The sequence below is a fragment of the Streptomyces griseocarneus genome, assembly GCF_014655595.1.
GTDB classification, from domain to species: Bacteria; Actinomycetota; Actinomycetes; order Streptomycetales; family Streptomycetaceae; genus Streptomyces; species Streptomyces griseocarneus.
Genome location: NZ_BNBL01000005.1, coordinates 258,447 through 274,925, shown reverse-complemented (window position 1 = coordinate 274,925; position 16,479 = coordinate 258,447). Strand labels below are relative to the sequence as shown.

Genomic DNA, 16,479 nt, shown 5'->3' with positions numbered 1-16,479 from the left:
GCGCGTACGGCACGATCAGGAAGATTCAGAACAAGGCATGGCATGTCCGGTGCGGCGGCGCTGATCGGCGTCGCCGCACTCGTCGTTTCCGCGGTGCCCGCCGACGCGGCGGCGAAACCGGGCCCCGGCCCGGGCGACGCGGTGCCGGGCAAGCACACCGCGGCACCCGCGTGGGTGACCGGCATCCGGGAACAGGTGCCGGCGTCGGGAAGCGCGGCCGACGCGGCGCTCCGGCACCTCGCCGACAAGGAGAGCCGCTACCGGATCGCCCGCCCGGACCGGGACCTGAAGCCCCTGCGGACCACCACCACCGGCCATTCCGAGACCGTGCGCCTGCAGCAGAAGCACAACGGGGTGGACGTCCTCGGCGGGCAGTACGTCGTCCGGCTGGATGCGCAGGGCGGCAAACGTTTCGTCACGGGCACGTCAGGCCGGTACTTCACCGGTCTGACCGTCCCGACCGAGCCCGCCGTCGACGCGGCGACGGCCGTCGAGCAGGCGATCGACGCCGTGATGCTACAGCTCGGACCGCAACGGCCCGTCCGGGACGACGCGAAGGACGGTCCGGGCGCGGACGGGACCAAGGAGTCGCTGGCGGGCACGTCCCGCGGCCTCGTGGTGCTGCCCAGGGGCGCGGGCGTACTCACCCACCACGTGACGGTACGCGGCACCGACCCGGCCCACGGGGGCCCTGTGCTGCGCGAGGTGTACATCGAGGCGCGGACCGGCTACCCGGTCCTTCAGTACAGCGGGATCAAGACGTTCCGGACCCCGAAGGCTCCCCCGGGGCCCGGCGCGCCCTCCAGGCCCGGCGCGCCCTCCGGAGTCGGCACGCCTTCCGGGGCTGGGAAGCCGGCGGCCGCGGAACGGCCGGGCGCGGAACGGCCGGGCGCAGGCCGCAACTCCGCCTCCGCGCCGGGCGGTGGGACGCGGGGCTCCGGCGTCCGGCTCGGCGGCGAGAAGGTCGAGCTGCGGCTGGACCGGGACGAGGAGCGCAACGCGTACGTGATGCGCGACCGCTCGCGGGCGCAGAACGACGGCGACAGTAACTTGATCTCCACCTGGGACGCGCGCGGCCGTAGCTACTCCGAGGTGTGGCGCGAGTGGCCGGCCAACCTGAAGGAGTTCGCCTCACCCACGGCGGACTTCGGCGAGGAGGCGACCGGTACGGGTGCGGTCGACGCGCACTGGGCGGCGGGCCGGGTCCACGACTACTTCAGGGACGTCCACGGGCGGAGCGGCCTGGACGGCCGCGGCACGGCCGTGAATTCCCTAGTGGGTCTGGGGTTCGGGTACGCGGACGCCCTCTGGGACGGCCAGAAGGTGATCTACGGGGGTGGTGACGCGGACCTCTTCCCGTTCTCCGCCGCGCTCGACGTCGTAGGGCGCGAGCTGACGCACGGCGTCATCGAGAGCACCGCGAACCTCGTGCACGCGGGCCAGTCCGGCGCACTGGGCGAGGCGATCGCCGACTACTTCGGCAACGCCGTCGAGACCGACGCCCGCGGCATCCCCATGGACAGCCCCGACGCGGGTCTGCTCGGCGAGACGCTGTGCCGGGCGAAGACCCCCCGGGCGTGCGCCACGCGCGACCTGAACGACGGGAGGACCACGTCCAAGTCGTTCCTGGGCGTGGGCATCGGCACCGACAACGGCGGCGTCCACCTCAACTCGACCATCTTCTCCGGCGCCCTGTGGGACATCCGTGAGGACCTCGACCGCACCCTCGCCGACAGGATCGTCCACAAGGCGCTCACGGAGTACCTGAGCCCGCTGGACGGCTTCACCGAGGGCAGGGCCGCCGTGCTCGCCGCAGCCCGAGACCTCAAGGTCACCGACCGCGGCTACAAGACCGTCGAACGCGCCTTCAACGCCCACGGCATCGTCCCCGGCTGGGAACTCGCCCTCGGCGTCGATTCCGACCGGCTGCTCGGCCGGGTCAACACCGACGACCGCACCTCCGCGGGGGCGGGCGGCGGCTGGTGGGCCGCCTCCACGTCCAACGACGACGGCTCCGAGCCCTACTCGGTCTGGGCCGGACGCCTCGACGGCACCGGCGGGAAGAGGCTGATCAGCCCCAACGACGGGCGCTACCACGTGGATCCGGTCACCGACGGGAAGACCGTGGTGTGGGAGGCGCACCGGGGCCGGACCACGGAGATCCTCGCCCGGCCGCTCGCGGGAGGTCCCGTCACGAAGCTGTTCTCCTCGGCGAACCCCATCACGTCGCTGCGCGTCGAGGGGAAGACCGTGACGTTCCAGACCCACCGGCGCCATGCCGGCTCCCGAGTGGCGTACCTGCGGATGGGCGAGACCGAACCTACGTACGTGGCCCCGGGCAGCCCGGAGCGCCTCGCGAGCACCGCCGACCCCTCCCTCCGCAACGGCCGCATCGCCTTCACCACGTGGCACCGCGTGGACGGCGGCTGGCGGCACGACACGGAGGTCCTGGACGTCGCCACCGGCAAGCGGACGATGATGGGGCAGATCGGCACCGCCCCGCCCTCCCTCAGCGGAACGGCCATCACCGGCACGTACGTCTTCTGGCTGGTCCGCGGCTCCGACTCCGACGGCAGCACCTCGACCGCCGTACGCCGGTCGAACCTGGACGGTACGGGCACCGTCGACATCAGTCCCGGCACGGGCAAGGACGCCCTGGACGGGACCGGCCTGTCGGCCTCCGACGAAGCGGTGACGGTCTCCGTGCGGACGCCGGACCCGCAGCTGCGCAACGAGACACTGGCCAAGCTGTGGCAGTTGTCGCCGGACGGCTCGCACCGGGGCCGGGTCTCCTGCAACCGTGGTGAGCAGCTCTCGCACGCCTCCGCGGGCGGCAGGCAGGTGATCTGGGTGGACGCCACCACCGGCTACACCGACCTCGTCACCCGCACCCGCCCCGCCGGCACCTGCGCCTGATTCCGGCCGCACCCCCCGCACACGACCGCCGACAGCCCGCATCGCACCGCACCGCACCGCCTGGGGCTGTCGGCGGATCACGGGTCGCGGCTCACGGCTCACGGCTCACGCGCAGGAGACCAGGATCACCGCCGTCGTCGCCAGCGCGGCGTATATGGCGGCCGCCACCCGGAGGCCGAAGCGCAGGAGGGTGTGCTCCGAGACGTCCGCGGCCTTCGCGCGGTCTCCGGCCACCGCCAGGATCAGCATGATCATCGGCAGTGAGGTGAAGACGGCGTGACCCGCCGCGCTGTTCTGCAAGGCCGCGAACCACGTGCCGAGTCCGGCGCCGCTCGGCGCGAGGTGCTCCTGAAGCGTCATCATCATGGCGTTGCCGCCGACGTTCGAGCCGGTGATGAAGCCGCTGAGCATGCCGAGTGCGGGCGCTACCAGCGCGGTGACCAGCGGCGGCGCCCCGGCCGCCGCCGCGCCCAGCTCACCGATCATGCCGCTGTCCGCCATCAGCCGCCCGAGGGCGACGAACCCGGTCAGCGCGAGCAGCGGCCGACCGGCACGGGCCAGCGCGGCGCGGGCGTCCGGGCCGTGCGGGCGGCCGCGGTCCAGCAGCAGGGCGGCGGCCAGCAGGGGCAGACCCGGTGAAGACAGCAGCGTGAAGCTCGCGTTGCCCGCGTGCAGTTCCAGGGAAGGGACTCCGGCGGCCGTCGCCGCGCGGGTGAGGGCGATACCGCCGAGGACGAGGCCGTACGCCTGCAGGACCGCGCGCGGCGGCAGCAGCCGGCCGCCGGGCTCCGCGCCGGAGCGGGACCGGCGGACGGCGACGAGCGCCAGCCCGATGGCCGTGGTGACCAGCCCGGCCAGTACGCCCGCCGGCTGGACCACGCCCGCCAGGTTGAGCGCCAGCAACCCGAGCGAGAGCGCCCCGCCCGCGGCCGCGGCCATGACGGCGGTACGGAACCGGTGCTGAGGGCGCGCCAGCAGGGCCGCCCACACGGTCACCAGCGGGAAGACCAGGCCGCTGGTGACCGCGGTGGCGGTGCCCAGGGTGGCCGTCCCCGTGCCGGTGAGCGCGGCGCCGATGACGGTCGCGAGGCCGAGGGTGCCCCACGGCATGATGTTCATGCCGAGCATGGCCTGCCGCAGGGCGGTCGGAGGCGGCGCCAGGGCGAGCAGCACGGGCACGGTGACCAGCAGCGACACCCCGAAGCCGGTGAGCGCCTCCACCGTGGGCGCGATGCCCGCCACCACCAGGGCGATCTTCGCGGGGCCGGGAAGCGGCCATCCGCGCACCCACTCCTGCAGCGACCGGTGCACCTCGCGGCGGGTGAGCACCTGGCTGAGGTAGACCCCGGGCAGCATCACCGCGGCGGCGTTGAGCACCAGCAGACCGGCTCCCCCGGCCCCCGTTGCCAGCATCTTGCCCGACAGCGTGAAGTCCGGCAGCCACCAGATCAGTACCGCCGCCAGCGCGGCGCCCGAGACCGCCGCCCAGTGCGCCGGCCGGCGAAGCCCCGTGATCATTCCCAGCACCATGACGAGCGGGGACACCGCTATTGCCCACACCATTTGTTCCAGCCGCCTTTCATCTCTCGCTATACGGCTGCGGTACAGCCTGGCGGCGCGGCCGACGGCGGTCTTGAACGAAAGTCGCGGAACGATCCGCAGGTCACGGGGGGCAGAGTTCAGGGACGGATGGCCCCCGGGGTGACCCCGAAGTACCGCTTGCAGATGCGGGTCAGGTGCGCTTGGTCGGCGAAGCCCGTGGCGGCTGCCACCTCGGCCGGCCGCTGCCCGGCCAGCAGCAGGCGGCGCGCCCGGTTGGCGCGCAGCCGCAGCAGATAGGCGTGCGGCGGCAACCCGTACGCCCGGCGGAAGGCGGCGATGAGCGAGGCCCGAGGCATGCCCGCGGCGACGCTGAGCTCCGCAACAGTGACGGCCTCGGTCCACCGGTCGTGCAGCAGCTGCCGGGCCAGATCCGGGCCACGCCCCGCGCCGTGCGGAGCCCCGACGTCGGACACCCGGCCGGTACGGGCATGCCGACGCAGCACCGCCCCCAGGCCGTCGAGCAGCAGGGACTCGGCGGTGAGAGGATCGCCGGCGAGCTCCTGCTCGCGGTGGACACGCCGCAGCCTGGCGAACAGGGCGGCGTCCCGCACAGCCGTTTCCGGGAACCAGACATCCCGGACGCCCAACTGCTCGCGGGCCAGCTCGCCGACCATCGCGGTGTCGAAGTAGAACATCCGGTACCGCCAGCCGGACTCCGCGGCGGCGAAACCGGTGTGCACCTGCCCGGGATTGAGGATCACCAACTGTCCGGCCGGTATCACGACCCTGCCGCCTGCCATCTGCAGCCCCTCCGCGCCCTGCTCGATGACGCCGACGGAAAGCTGCTCGTGACTGTGCCGGTCAAAGGCGAAACGCTCGAAACGCGCGGCCAGCAACTCCACCTGCGGACTGCCGACCGCGGTCCACAACCGCGCATGCTCGCCTCCCGCACCACCCATCAGCGCATGATCGCAGAAGGGCACCCCGGGTCCTATGGCTCTGCTCACAGCAGCGGCAGTACGGCACGCCCGCTCACGGGCCGAGCCGCGCGTTCAGCCACAGTGCGACGGAGCGCGCGAGTCGACGGGTTTCGCCAGGCCCGACGCGCATTCCTGCGGCGACTGCGACTCACGTCCGACCTGCACGGAGAGCACGTCCTCGCCCAGCGGCACGCACACCCGTACCTCGTGCGCTCCACGCAGGCAGAGGTGAGCCGGGCCCAGAGTGTGATCGGTACCACCGTTTCCAGCTGTACAGCGACCGGGCGACGGCCGGCGCGTCGATCGGCTGTTGGCGGAGAGGGCAGGATTCGAACCTGCGTGGGCATAACCCGACCGTAAGCTGCTGCTCTGGTCCCCGATAAGCCACTCCGGGCACCTCTCCGTGACCTGAACCGGATATCCCGGCCCGCTCACAGAGACAACACTGCCAGCCCTCGCTGACGCAGCCCTGACACACAACTGACCAGCAACCCAGGGCAGGACGGCAGAGCGATCTCCATACTTGGCAAGCGGGTTGGGCGTGGTCCCGGCGCCAACCCAGCCCCCAGGAGGCGAGAGTCCCGCTCCGGCGGAGGTAAGCCAGGCGCAGCCGGTGGCTGAGTGGCTCCGTCACCCAGTCGCAGCAGGAGAACCTGCAGGCGACCGAGCCAGGGTGAGGCCGCAGAGCCAAAAACCGGTCAGCGCAGGCGGAGGTCAGCCGCGAGCACGCGTTCAGCGATCCGAAAGGCGAGGGCGGAGGCCACGACGTGCATCACGGCTCGGCGGACGCATCCACGAGCCCCGGTGGGGCCGGAGGGTTGGACGAGCGCGTTCGTGAATTTTTGTTATCGCGGTTGCGGCCGCGGGTCTCCTGAGTGTTGGACCAGCACTCAGTGACCCCGCACCGGAAGTGATCCGCGTGAATCGTGAACCCGAGACTCCGACGTTCGACCCTGCCTCCGACGGCACCCGGCGCTCGCGCCGCCGTGGCAGGCGCCCCCGGCGGGCGATGGCTATAGGCGGGACGGTGGGGCTGATAGCCGTCGTGGGCGGCGGGTACGGCGTGGCCCAGTCGCTGTCGGGCGGCGGGGAGAGCCGCACGTCCGCCTCCACGGTGTCCGAGCCGGCCACCGGCCGGCCCACCGGCCCGTCGCAGCAGCACCCCTACGTGGCGGCGGCCGCCTCGTCGGCTCCGAACTCCTCCGCACGCAGCGCGTCCCCGAGCGCGAGCGCGTCGGAGGCCGCGGGCAAGGAGCAGGGCAAGGACAAGAAGAAGGACCAGGCCGAGGCCGGTGCTGAGGCCGGTGCTGAGGCCGGTGCTGAGGCCGGTACCGAGGGCGGGGAGAAGTCCGGAGCCCGGACACCCGCCAAGACCAAGGAAGCGCCCTCCACGGGCAGCGGGGCCGGCAACGGCTTCAGCAGCGTACGCAAGCCGCCGGCCGGCGGTGGCGGCACCAAGGCCGGTGGCGCGAACGGCAAGCACGTGCAGCAGGTCGTCGACATGGTCAACGCGGAGCGTGCGAAGGTCGGCTGCTCACCGCTCACCATCAATAAGAAGCTGCAGGCGGCGGCCCAGGGCCACTCCGACGACATGGCAGCCCGGGACTACTACGCCCACACCAGCCCGGAGGGCAAGAGCCCTGGCGACCGGATGACCGCCGCCGGGTACCGCTGGAGCACGTACGGCGAGAACATCTTCAAGAGCCCCAAGGACGCCCGCACGGCGATGGACGGCTGGATGAAGAGCCCCGGCCACCGCGCCAACATCCTGAACTGCTCCTTCAAGGAGATCGGCGTGGGCGTCAACTTCAAGTCGAACGGTCCGTGGTGGACGCAGAACTTCGGCGCGTCCTTCTGACGTACTCGTGACCGCGTAGGCCTCTGGCAGCTACGTCCTGCCGGCGGCCTACGCGGTACCGTTCACACTCATGCGGCGATCCAGTCTGCCCTGGGGCGAAGTCGACGTATGCGCTGACGCCTCGGTGCCCATTTCTCGGCACACCGTCCGTCGCCCTGCTGCCCCGCAGTAGGCCAAGCTTCGTTTCGGGGGCAGTCTGATGGATCCGATGGCGATGAGTCGTGCCGAGGCTGTGGCCCTCGTACAGCGGATCATGGATGTGGACTACGTTTCCGAGCGTGAGGCCTACGGCTGGCTGGACGTGCTCGACAGAGCCCTGGCATGTCCGACTGGCCACGTCAGCGGACTGATCTTCTGGCCGCCGGAGCGGGATCTCTCGGCGGAAGAGGTGGTCGATCGGGCGCTGGCATACCGGCCGATCACCTTGTGAGGCCGGGATTCGGCTCCGGAGACAGATCTGCGGGGCCCGCGTTGGGGTGAGCACCGACTCCTGCCCGGAACACGGAAATCCGACTCACCGGCATCAGGCTGCTCGCGGTCGCGTCCATGGCCCGTGCTCGGCGTGAGCAGCGGTGAGTGTCCGGATTCGATCCATCAGCAGATCCGGGATCCTGGACGAGGACGCGACCGAGTGAGAGGGAGTCCGATGAATCGAATTCGCTCGCATGTTCGATCTCTGGCAGGATGCGGGAATGGCGATGGAACATGAAGTCCCTTCAGGATTCGGCGCCCGTGATCCTGGGCGGCCTTGGCTGCGCCGGCCGGGGATCCCTGGTGATCTACTGAGGGCGAAGGCGCTGGCGTACGACCCGAGTGGGTTCACATGCTCACAACCGACACCCGAAGCGGAGAGCGCCGAGTACGGGGCATGCGAGTTCACGCTGGACGGCCTCTCGGTCAGGTTCCGCGTGGCCAAGACGACCCCGACGAAGGTCGGCCAGTTCGTCACGGTGTGGAAGAGGTCCGCGAGCGGGCCGATCCAGCCCTTCGATGCCGCAGATCCCGTTGATCTTTTCGTCATCAGCACCTGCGAGGGCGAGCGGTTCGGGCAGTTCGTGATCCCCCGAGACGTGCTCCGCGAGCGGGGCATCGTGTCAACGAACGGTTCCGGCGGGAAACGGGCATTCCGCGTCTACCCGCCATGGGTGACAACCACCAACCGCCAAGCCCGCAGCACACAGACCTGGCAGGTGAAACACTTCCTCCAGTTGTCCGAAGACGAGCCCATCGACATTTCCCGCGCCCAGGAGCTCTATCACCCGGTGCAGGCGCCCTAGGCACCACTGCCACTGGCCCCACGCGACAATTCAGAGCGGGCTACTTCCCACCAGGCAGGAGAACCGCCCGCAATTGCGGCCCGTGCCCCCTCGCGCCACGGCGGCGCTACGTCCGGCTCCGGGGCGGTCACCCCGGCAGGCCCCACTCCTCGGGGCCGCCGCCACGCCACTCGATCATCGTCGGGTCCTCGATGTCGTAGCTGCCTGTCTCCAGACCGGCCCGGTGGAGGATTTCCTCCACCTCCTGGGCCGTGTACGCCATGCCGAGAATCTCACCGTCCGCGCGCACCCGCCGCCCGCCGGAATCATCTGGCGGGTACACGACGATCCGCGGCTCGGTCTCCATGCCACTACTGTGCGCGCCACCGTCCCGGAGGGCACGTAGAGCTACTCCGTCTTAGGGTCTGGTCGGCGGATCCATGCAGTGTTTCCAAGGTCCCGCCCCAAGATTCGGCGAAGCATCGCGTACGGGGAAGGTCCGCCAGTCATGGCCTACGCGTCGGATTTCGCTGCGTCTCGGGGTAGGGCTGCCAGCCAGCGTTCCACCCAGTGCCGCTGTGCGCTCTCCAGATACCCGGAGGAGGCGCGACGCCGCGCCTCCTCCCGAAGACCCGGGATGTTCCCGGGGCGGGTGACGACCGAGAGGCCGATGCCGACCTGGTAGTAACCGCTGTGCATGAGCACGTCCCCGTCGAGCGAGGCCATGATGAAGGCTGGGTTGCCCGCTCCGGCCCCCAGGACGGAGCTCGCACAACCGGCTCCGGCAACGTCCCACGTGGGTGCGATCTCCACCCGCACCCACCTGCACGCGATCTGCTCCGGCTCCGCCTCGTTCGGATCCGACCCCGAGATGTCCAGCCCGACCAGGAACTCCCGTCCGCCGTCCGTCCCGTCCGTCCCGTCCGTGAAGAGACCCCGCTCCAGCGCGAGACGCTCCCACTCTTCGTTGATGCGTGCGCAGAGATCGGCCTCGTCGTGGCGGATCAGCACGCCGGCACGGCCCTCCTCCTGGCCCAGGTAGCCCATGCCGGAGGCCGCCGACACCGGGATCAGCTCGTCCGTGATCGGGACGACCTCGCGGAACAGCAGCCCAGCAGCGGCCAGACCGGCGACGACCTTCGCGTCGGGTATTCGCATCACGCCATGATGATGCACGACGCCGGCCGCCCACCTTGTAGGCATCGGGACGGGCTACCGACCTGTACGGCGACACGGGCACCTGGCGACCCCGCGGGCTGCCGCTGCTTCTCTGCCACTCATGGCTTGAGCCACGTCATGGCTTGAGCCACGCTCGCAGGAGTGCGCAGGATCGGCAGGTGGCGGGCTGTGGCGCCGGCGCCAGGACCATCCCCCGCACTCCTGCGGTCGGCTCAGCCGAAGAGGTGGATGTTCTCGTCGACCCAGTCGCGCAGGGTCAGCGGGGCGCTTCCGGTGAGTTCCTCGACGGAGTCGGAGAGCTTCCAGTCCCAGGCGGCCGACTGGCGCTTGAGTTCCAGCAGGGCTTCGAGGCGGGGACCGCCCCAGCCCAGGCGGTCGAACTCCGCCTGCGTCTCGGCCTGAGTACGCTCGATGACCTGCACCTCCTCGCCGAGGGCCGCGCCGACGATCTCGCCCTGGCGCCGCGGGCTGAGCGCTTCGCCGCCGGTGAGGGTGTAGGTACGGCCTTCGTGACCGGGGGTGGTGAGGACCGTGGCGGCCACGGAGGCGATGTCCCGGGGGTGGATCATGGCGGAGACCGGGTCGCCCTCCGTGACGTACATGGTCCGCTCGGTGCGGATGGTGTGGGCGTAGCTGTAGAGGTAGACCATGAAGGTGCCGGGGCGCAGGATCGTCCACGCCAGGCCGGATTCCTGGACGACCTGCTCGCCGTGGCGGTGGCCGGAGCTCAGCGGGTCGGTGGCGTCGTGGGTGACGCCGCTGGTGGAGAGCTTGACGAGGTGCTGGACGCCGGCTGCGCGGGCGGCGGCGACGAGGGTGCGCTCCTGGACCGGGCCCTCGGGGCCGTAGCCCGGCGGGACGACGAAGACGCGGTCGATGCCGTCGAGCGCGGCGGGGAGCGTCTCGGGCTTGTCGAAGTCGCCGGCGACGACGTCGACACCGGACGGGAAGTCGGTCTTCTCGGGCGTACGGGTCATGGCCCGTACGGGTACGCCATCGGTGGCGAGCCGGGCGACGAGTTCGCTGCCGACGTTGCCGGTGGCACCGGTGATCAGAATCATGCGTGGGTCTCCTTGGAAAGGGGCACGGCGGAACGCGCCGTGCGGCGGGTCGGTCGTGGAGGGGGTGGGAAGGCCGTGGAGCGGAAGAGAAGGTCAGGACTCGCCGCGGTCGGCGGCGGCCGCAGGCGCGGTGGGCTGATCGGGCTCGGCGCTGCCGCGGCTCGGGCTCTGGCTCCGGCTCTGGCCCCGGCTCTGACTCTGGCCGTCGGAGAGCGGGGCGTCCTGGAGGAACAGCGCCGTCACCAGCCCGATCAGAACGATCGGGATCACCGCATAGAAGACGGCGTGAAGCGAATCCGCGTAAGCAGCGGCGAGTTCGGAGCGAAGGGAGTCGGAGAGGCGGCCCAGCGTCTCGGGCGAGAGCGAGCCGTTCCGATCGAGGCCGGCATCGGACTGACCGCCGAATCGCTGCTGGAGTCCGGCGCCGAGGCGAGCGGTCATCAGGGCGGCGAACGAGGAGACGCCGAGCCCGGTGCCCAGTTGCCGCATGAGGGTGGCGGTGCCCTGGACGGCCCCGATGTCCTGCCTGCTCGCGATGGAGCGGGCGGCGAGGCTCAGGGACTGGGAGTTGAGGCCGGCGGCGACCCCGAAGAGCAGGACGTACCCGACCGTGAGGGCGATGCCCGTTCGCGGGCCGGCGGTGGTGAACAGAGCGGCGGCGACGGCGAAGGCGGCCATGCTGAGGACCGGGAACCAGCGGTAGGAACCGGTGCGGCCGATGATCTTGGTGGTGAGCCAGGACGACAGCACGACACCGAGCATCATCGCGGTGAGGACGTAGCCGGACTGCTGGGCGTCGAGGCCGAGGACGGTCTGGAGCCACAGGACCAGGTAGTTGACCAGGCCGAGGCCGACGAAACCGGCGATGAAGCCGAGGGCGACCACGATGGTGAAGTTGCGGTTCGCGAAGAGCCGGAGCGGTACGACGGGGTCGGCCGCGCGGCGCTGCGACAGGACGAACAGCGCCACGGCGAGGACGGAGCCGGCGGCGAGGCCGAGGGTGACCGGCGAGTCCCAGGCGTAGGTGGCGCCGGCCCAGCCGGTGAGCAGGTTCAGGGCGACGATCGCGGCGACGAGCAGGACGATGCCGGCGTAGTCGATGTGGACCTTCCTGCGCTGGGCGGGCAGGTGCAGCGTTGAGGAGACGACGGCGAGGACCGCGACGCCGATGGGCAGGTTGACGAAGAACACCCAGCGCCAGCCGACGAGTTCGGTGAGGACTCCGCCGAGGGCGGGTCCGGCGAGCGAGGCGGCGCCGAAGGTGAGGGAGAACCAGCCGTAGTAGCGCGCGCCTTCGCGTGGGGAGAACATCTCGCCGAGGAGGGCGAGGACGCAGATGAACAGGCCGCCGCTGCCGATTCCCTGAACGATGCGGAAGGTGATGAGCCAAGCCATTGTCTGGGCGAGACCGCAGAGGGCCGATCCGGCCAGGAAGACGACGAGGGAGGCCATGAAGACGCGCTTGCGTCCGAACAGGTCGCCGAGCTTTCCGAATACGGGGACGGTGGCGCTGCCGCCGATGAGGTAACCGGTGGTGACCCAGGCGAACTGGTCGATTCCGCCGAGGTCGCCGACCATGCGGGGCAGCGCCGTGGCGACGATCTGGGAGTCGAGCAGCGACAGGAATACTGCTGCCATGAGGGTGAGTACGACCGTGTTGGTCGTGGTCGACGGAGTCGGCGAGGCCGGTGCGCCGACGGTGTCGATGGCAGGTTCGGATGAACGGGAAGCCATGAAAGGTCCTTGTAATCGACGAGCGACGCGGTGGAACACGGCATCGCCCGGAGTGGGAGTACGCAGAACGAACTCGTCGAAGAACGCCGCCTGTCATCGGCAGCGGAGATGGGGTGGTCGGATCTCGTCCGACTCCGGCCTTCCTCGGCCCTCTCAACCAGTGATCGCCAGTCAGCAGACTTGCTGATCACGGTCCTTCATTGTTCGTCTGTCTCTCGCCGCTCCTCTGCGTCGATTACGGATGCCCGGCACGCTAGCCGACGATCCGGGAACAGTGCAACCGCGAATCGTGCCGGCCCCCGGTCGTACGGCGTCATATGGCGACGTACGGCGTCGTACGGCGACGACTGTTGGCAGTGAGGGATTGACATCACCACGGCGCCAATCGTCATGATCTTGGTGTTGGTCCTGGCGCGCTGAGCGACGCAAAGCCGAAGCGCCGCCCCTCCCCCGGCGATCCGGCGTGTCGTGCCGTGTCGTGCCGTGCCGTGTCACGAGAGGCAGTCCCCATGGAAATCTTCACGACGAAGAACGGTGTGGTCCAAGGCTTTCGGGCGTCTGACGACGTCGTCGCCGTCCTCGGCATCCCGTACGCCGCCCCGCCGTTCGGCGTCAACCGCTTCCGGGAGCCTCTCCCGGCTCAGGCATGGACCGGAATACGAGACTGTACGGCCTTCGGCCCGATCGCCCCGCAGTCGGCGCAGCTGCCCGGCGCACCTGCGTGGTCTCCTGGCGACGAGGACATCCTCACCGTCAACGTCTGGACTCCGGCTCCCGATGGCGGCCGCCTGCCCGTCCTGGTCTGGATCCACGGCGGTGCCTACACCTTCGGGTCCTCCGCTCAGCCCGACTTCGACGGCACCGTGCTGGCACGCGCCGGTCTGGTCGTGGTCACGCTCAACTACCGGATCGGCTTCGAGGGTTTCGGCCACGTCCCGGCCGGTGAAGGCCTCGCCCACCCGGACAACCGGGGCCTGCTCGACCAGGTCGCGGCTCTGCGCTGGGTGCGTGAGAACATCGCCGCCTTCGGTGGCGATCCCGCCAACGTCACGGTCGCCGGCCATTCCTCCGGAGCCGCATCCGTCGCCTGCCTGATGGTGATGGACCGCGCCCGCGGTCTGTTCCGGCGTGCCATCGCCCACAGCGTCGCCAGCCCTTGCTACACGCTCGACATCGCTGCGGCGACCACCCGCGAGGTCGCTGCGGCGGCGGGCTGCCCCGCCACTCCCGAGGGCCTCACCTCGGCGACTCCGGAGGTCCTGGTCATCGCCTCCGACCAGGTGGTCGACGACTACCGGCGTGACCCCGCCTCCGGGTCCCGCCACTACGACCCCTCGCTCTACGCCCCGGTCCTTGACGGCGATGTCCTGCCCACCGATCCCCTCACGGGGATGGCCGCCGGTGCGACCCGGGAAGTGGACCTGCTGGTCTGCCACACCACGGAGGAGTACTGGCTGCTCGACGCCGTCGGCAGCAGCGCGAAGATCATCACCGATGAACAGCTCGCTCCCTTCGCCGAAGACTTCGGCCTCCCCGACGGCCTGGTGGCCGGCTATCGCGCTGCGATGCCCCATGCCCCGGTGCTCGACGTCTATCTCGCCGTCTTCGGTGATCTGCTGTTCGGCGAGTTCAGCAACCGACTCGCCGAGTCTCACGCCCAGGCCGGCGGCCGGGCGTTCCTGTCGCGTTTCGACCGGCGGCGCAGCGGTCCGCAGGGGGTCGTGCGGGCCTGGCACTGTGCGGACATTCCTTTCGCCTTCGGCAATCTGGACAGCGACTGCCTGGCGTTCCTCATCGGCGGCGCACCCACGTCTGCGGATCGTGAACTGGCACGCCGCATGGTGCGTGCCTGGGCCGATTTCGCTGCCACCGGAAACCCGGGCTGGCCATCGGTCAACGGCTCCTCCACCCAGGCCAAAATCTGGAATACCGACGGTGACGCCAACGACGACAAGCCCGCTGCCCTTCGCGCACTTTGGGCCGAGGCGGACTTTCCGGTGCTGCTTCCGTGAGCTGGAGGACGGTGTCGCTCTGCTGGTGAAGTTCTTCGCCGGGTCCTGATGCCGGAGTGCCGCCTCAGGGTTAGCCCCGATGTGCGCGGTGGCCTGGGCTTCTAGTTTTGGCAACACCGGCAGCCGGACACGGGGGCGGCTGCCGGGCACAGCGTACGCCGACCGTCTCCAGCCGACGGCAGGAGACGGCGGGCTCCACGTGTGAGTGGCGTGGCCACGGCGTCCCCCCGACGGTCCATTCGCGAATCGCCTCGGGCTCGGACTCGGACTCGGCCGTCTCGGGCTCGGCCTCGGACTCGCCGCACAAGGAGACACCGCATGAATCACGTCAAGCGCTTCACGTACGCCGTCACCATGGCGACGGCGGCCCTGATACTGCCGGGACCGGCCCTGAACGCCGTGGCTGCCGAAGCCCCCACGGCCCCCGCCGCGAACGTGAACACCGGCGCCGCGACGAACGCTTCCTCCGACGACGCCTCGTCGTCCGCCGCCAGGAGCTACACGTACCTGTCGTTCAAGAAGAACCCTCGGGACCCGTCGAATTCCCGTCTGAGCCTGGTCTTCGTGCAGCGGATCGACGCGGACCGCCAACGCACCTACACCGTCGACAGCTGGCGCGCCGGGTCGGGCAACGGCAGCAAGGACACGTGCGCCACCAACAAGGGCTGGCTGCCCGACGGCACCTACGACATCAAGACCTTCTACAACAACCACAACGGCGGCTCGCGTGGAGTGAACGGCATCTCCTGGCTTCTGAGCGACCACAAGTGCCACACCGGCAAGAAGCGCACGGAACTCTTCATCCACAGCGAGATGCGGCCCAACGGCACTCAGGGTCCCGCGAACGGCGGCGACAGCCCGTACCGCTGGGACGGCGACCGTGACTACAAGTCCAACGGCTGCATCAAGCTCAAGCCGTCCGACATCCGCGAGCTCCGGGGCTACCGGGACACCTACCCCAAGCCTGCCAAGCTCTACATCTCGTGAAGCGTGGACACAGCCGCTGCGACAACCAGGAACAGCAGGAGCCGCAAGAACAGCAGCACCGTCTCCAGGGAGGACATCGTGCCGATTCGTCTTCGCAACAAGGCCGTGCTGGCCTGCGTGGCCGCCACCGCCACCCTCATGGCGGGCACCGCTGCCAGTGCCGCTGAGGCCACACCCGCCTCGCCCGCCTCGTCCGCCGGCGTGAAGGTGGAAGACAGGTACAGCGTGGACCTGCACAGCAACATCCGCGGGGGCAAGACTCTCAAGAGCCGCGTCTACGGCACGGCCGGGCAGGGCGCCTACATCGACATCGACTGCTGGAGCCGCGGACAGACCGTCAGCTCCGGCGGCCAGCGCACCAATGTCTGGTACGAGGGCAGCGTCTGGATGGGCAAGCCCATGAAGCGCTACCTGGACGGCGTGTGGATCTGGGGCGGCAACGTCAACACCCCGAAGGACCCGCCGAAGGGCCTCGCCCACTGCTGACGCTCCTGCCCGGCCTGTCCGGGTGCCGGAGCCCGTACGGACGATCATGCGCAAGGCCACCGCGCGGCACCCCCTGGGGTGCCGCGCGGTTCATCCCGACCTCACCGAAGGAGCACCATCGTGAAAGCGCCTCGTGTCCTCTTCGCCGCGCTGATCGGCGTCACCGTCCTGACCTGCGCTTCCGTGACAGCGGAGGCGTCGGCGCTCCCGGGCGGAGCGGCGACCGCTCACCGGTGCGCGACGACCCGGCCGTTCCTCTCGCAGGGCGACCGCGGAACATGCGTGACGTTCCTGCAGCAGAAACTCACGAGCAGCGGGATCCCGACCGCTACTGACGGCGTGTTCGGCAGCGGCACGACCCGGTCGGTGAAGACCTTCCAACGGGCCTGCGGCTTCCGGGGCAAGCAGGTCGACGGCATGGTCGGCCCCGGCACCTGGGCCGGGCTGCTCGACCACTCCTGTGTGTAG

Annotated in this window: 14 protein-coding genes; 8 read left to right on the top strand and 6 right to left on the bottom strand. The window is 70.2% G+C overall.

The window, feature by feature from the left end:
* The first annotated feature begins 42 nt into the window (after positions 1-42).
* A complete protein-coding gene (locus tag IE295_RS15235) occupies positions 43-2,916 on the top strand; it encodes a M4 family metallopeptidase (RefSeq protein WP_190064162.1) in 2,874 nt (957 codons plus the stop codon).
* Between the two features lie 105 nt (positions 2,917-3,021).
* Here IE295_RS15235 and IE295_RS15230 read toward each other — a convergent pair whose 3' ends face one another.
* Both IE295_RS15230 and IE295_RS15225 read right to left on the bottom strand, forming a co-directional pair.
* On the bottom strand, positions 3,022-4,479 hold the full coding sequence (locus IE295_RS15230) for an L-lactate permease (RefSeq protein WP_190064161.1): 1,458 nt from the start codon (positions 4,477-4,479) through the stop codon (positions 3,022-3,024).
* A 116-nt stretch (positions 4,480-4,595) separates the two neighbouring features.
* Entirely contained in the window at positions 4,596-5,417 is an 822-nt protein-coding gene (locus IE295_RS15225) for an AraC family transcriptional regulator (RefSeq protein WP_190064160.1), read from the bottom strand.
* A 1,048-nt stretch (positions 5,418-6,465) separates the two neighbouring features.
* On the opposite strand from IE295_RS15225, the gene IE295_RS33455 reads away from it, so the two are divergent.
* From IE295_RS33455 to IE295_RS15210, 3 genes are all read left to right on the top strand, one after another.
* A complete protein-coding gene (locus IE295_RS33455; RefSeq protein WP_229922967.1) occupies positions 6,466-7,296 on the top strand; it encodes a CAP domain-containing protein in 831 nt (276 codons plus the stop codon).
* A gap of 208 nt (positions 7,297-7,504) precedes the next feature.
* Positions 7,505-7,726 carry a bacteriocin immunity protein gene (locus IE295_RS15215; RefSeq protein ID WP_190064394.1) on the top strand — a complete coding sequence of 74 codons (222 nt, stop codon included), beginning with the start codon at positions 7,505-7,507 and terminating at the stop codon, positions 7,724-7,726.
* 235 nt (positions 7,727-7,961) lie between these two features.
* A complete protein-coding gene (locus IE295_RS15210) occupies positions 7,962-8,573 on the top strand; it encodes a MepB family protein (protein WP_308013130.1) in 612 nt (203 codons plus the stop codon).
* A 127-nt stretch (positions 8,574-8,700) separates the two neighbouring features.
* Here IE295_RS15210 and IE295_RS15205 read toward each other — a convergent pair whose 3' ends face one another.
* From IE295_RS15205 to IE295_RS15190, 4 genes are all read right to left on the bottom strand, one after another.
* Entirely contained in the window at positions 8,701-8,919 is a 219-nt protein-coding gene (locus tag IE295_RS15205; RefSeq protein ID WP_190064159.1) for a hypothetical protein, read from the bottom strand.
* A 146-nt stretch (positions 8,920-9,065) separates the two neighbouring features.
* Positions 9,066-9,710 (bottom strand): hypothetical protein, encoded by a 645-nt coding sequence (locus IE295_RS15200; protein ID WP_190064158.1) that lies wholly within the window; start codon positions 9,708-9,710, stop codon positions 9,066-9,068.
* Between the two features lie 233 nt (positions 9,711-9,943).
* Positions 9,944-10,792 carry an SDR family oxidoreductase gene (locus IE295_RS15195; RefSeq protein WP_190064157.1) on the bottom strand — a complete coding sequence of 283 codons (849 nt, stop codon included), beginning with the start codon at positions 10,790-10,792 and terminating at the stop codon, positions 9,944-9,946.
* A 93-nt stretch (positions 10,793-10,885) separates the two neighbouring features.
* A complete protein-coding gene (locus tag IE295_RS15190; RefSeq protein WP_190064156.1) occupies positions 10,886-12,430 on the bottom strand; it encodes an MDR family MFS transporter in 1,545 nt (514 codons plus the stop codon).
* A gap of 605 nt (positions 12,431-13,035) precedes the next feature.
* On the opposite strand from IE295_RS15190, the gene IE295_RS15185 reads away from it, so the two are divergent.
* The 4 genes from IE295_RS15185 (at position 13,036) to IE295_RS15170 (ending at position 16,479) form a co-directional block, all read left to right on the top strand.
* On the top strand, positions 13,036-14,538 hold the full coding sequence (locus IE295_RS15185) for a carboxylesterase/lipase family protein (protein ID WP_190064155.1): 1,503 nt from the start codon (positions 13,036-13,038) through the stop codon (positions 14,536-14,538).
* A 318-nt stretch (positions 14,539-14,856) separates the two neighbouring features.
* Entirely contained in the window at positions 14,857-15,525 is a 669-nt protein-coding gene (locus IE295_RS15180) for a L,D-transpeptidase family protein (RefSeq protein WP_190064154.1), read from the top strand.
* Positions 15,526-15,603: 78 nt separating this feature from the next.
* Positions 15,604-16,011: a hypothetical protein gene (locus IE295_RS15175; RefSeq protein ID WP_190064153.1), complete on the top strand. Its 408-nt coding sequence runs from the start codon at positions 15,604-15,606 to the stop codon at positions 16,009-16,011.
* A gap of 120 nt (positions 16,012-16,131) precedes the next feature.
* Positions 16,132-16,479 carry a peptidoglycan-binding domain-containing protein gene (locus IE295_RS15170; RefSeq protein WP_224323253.1) on the top strand — a complete coding sequence of 116 codons (348 nt, stop codon included), beginning with the start codon at positions 16,132-16,134 and terminating at the stop codon, positions 16,477-16,479.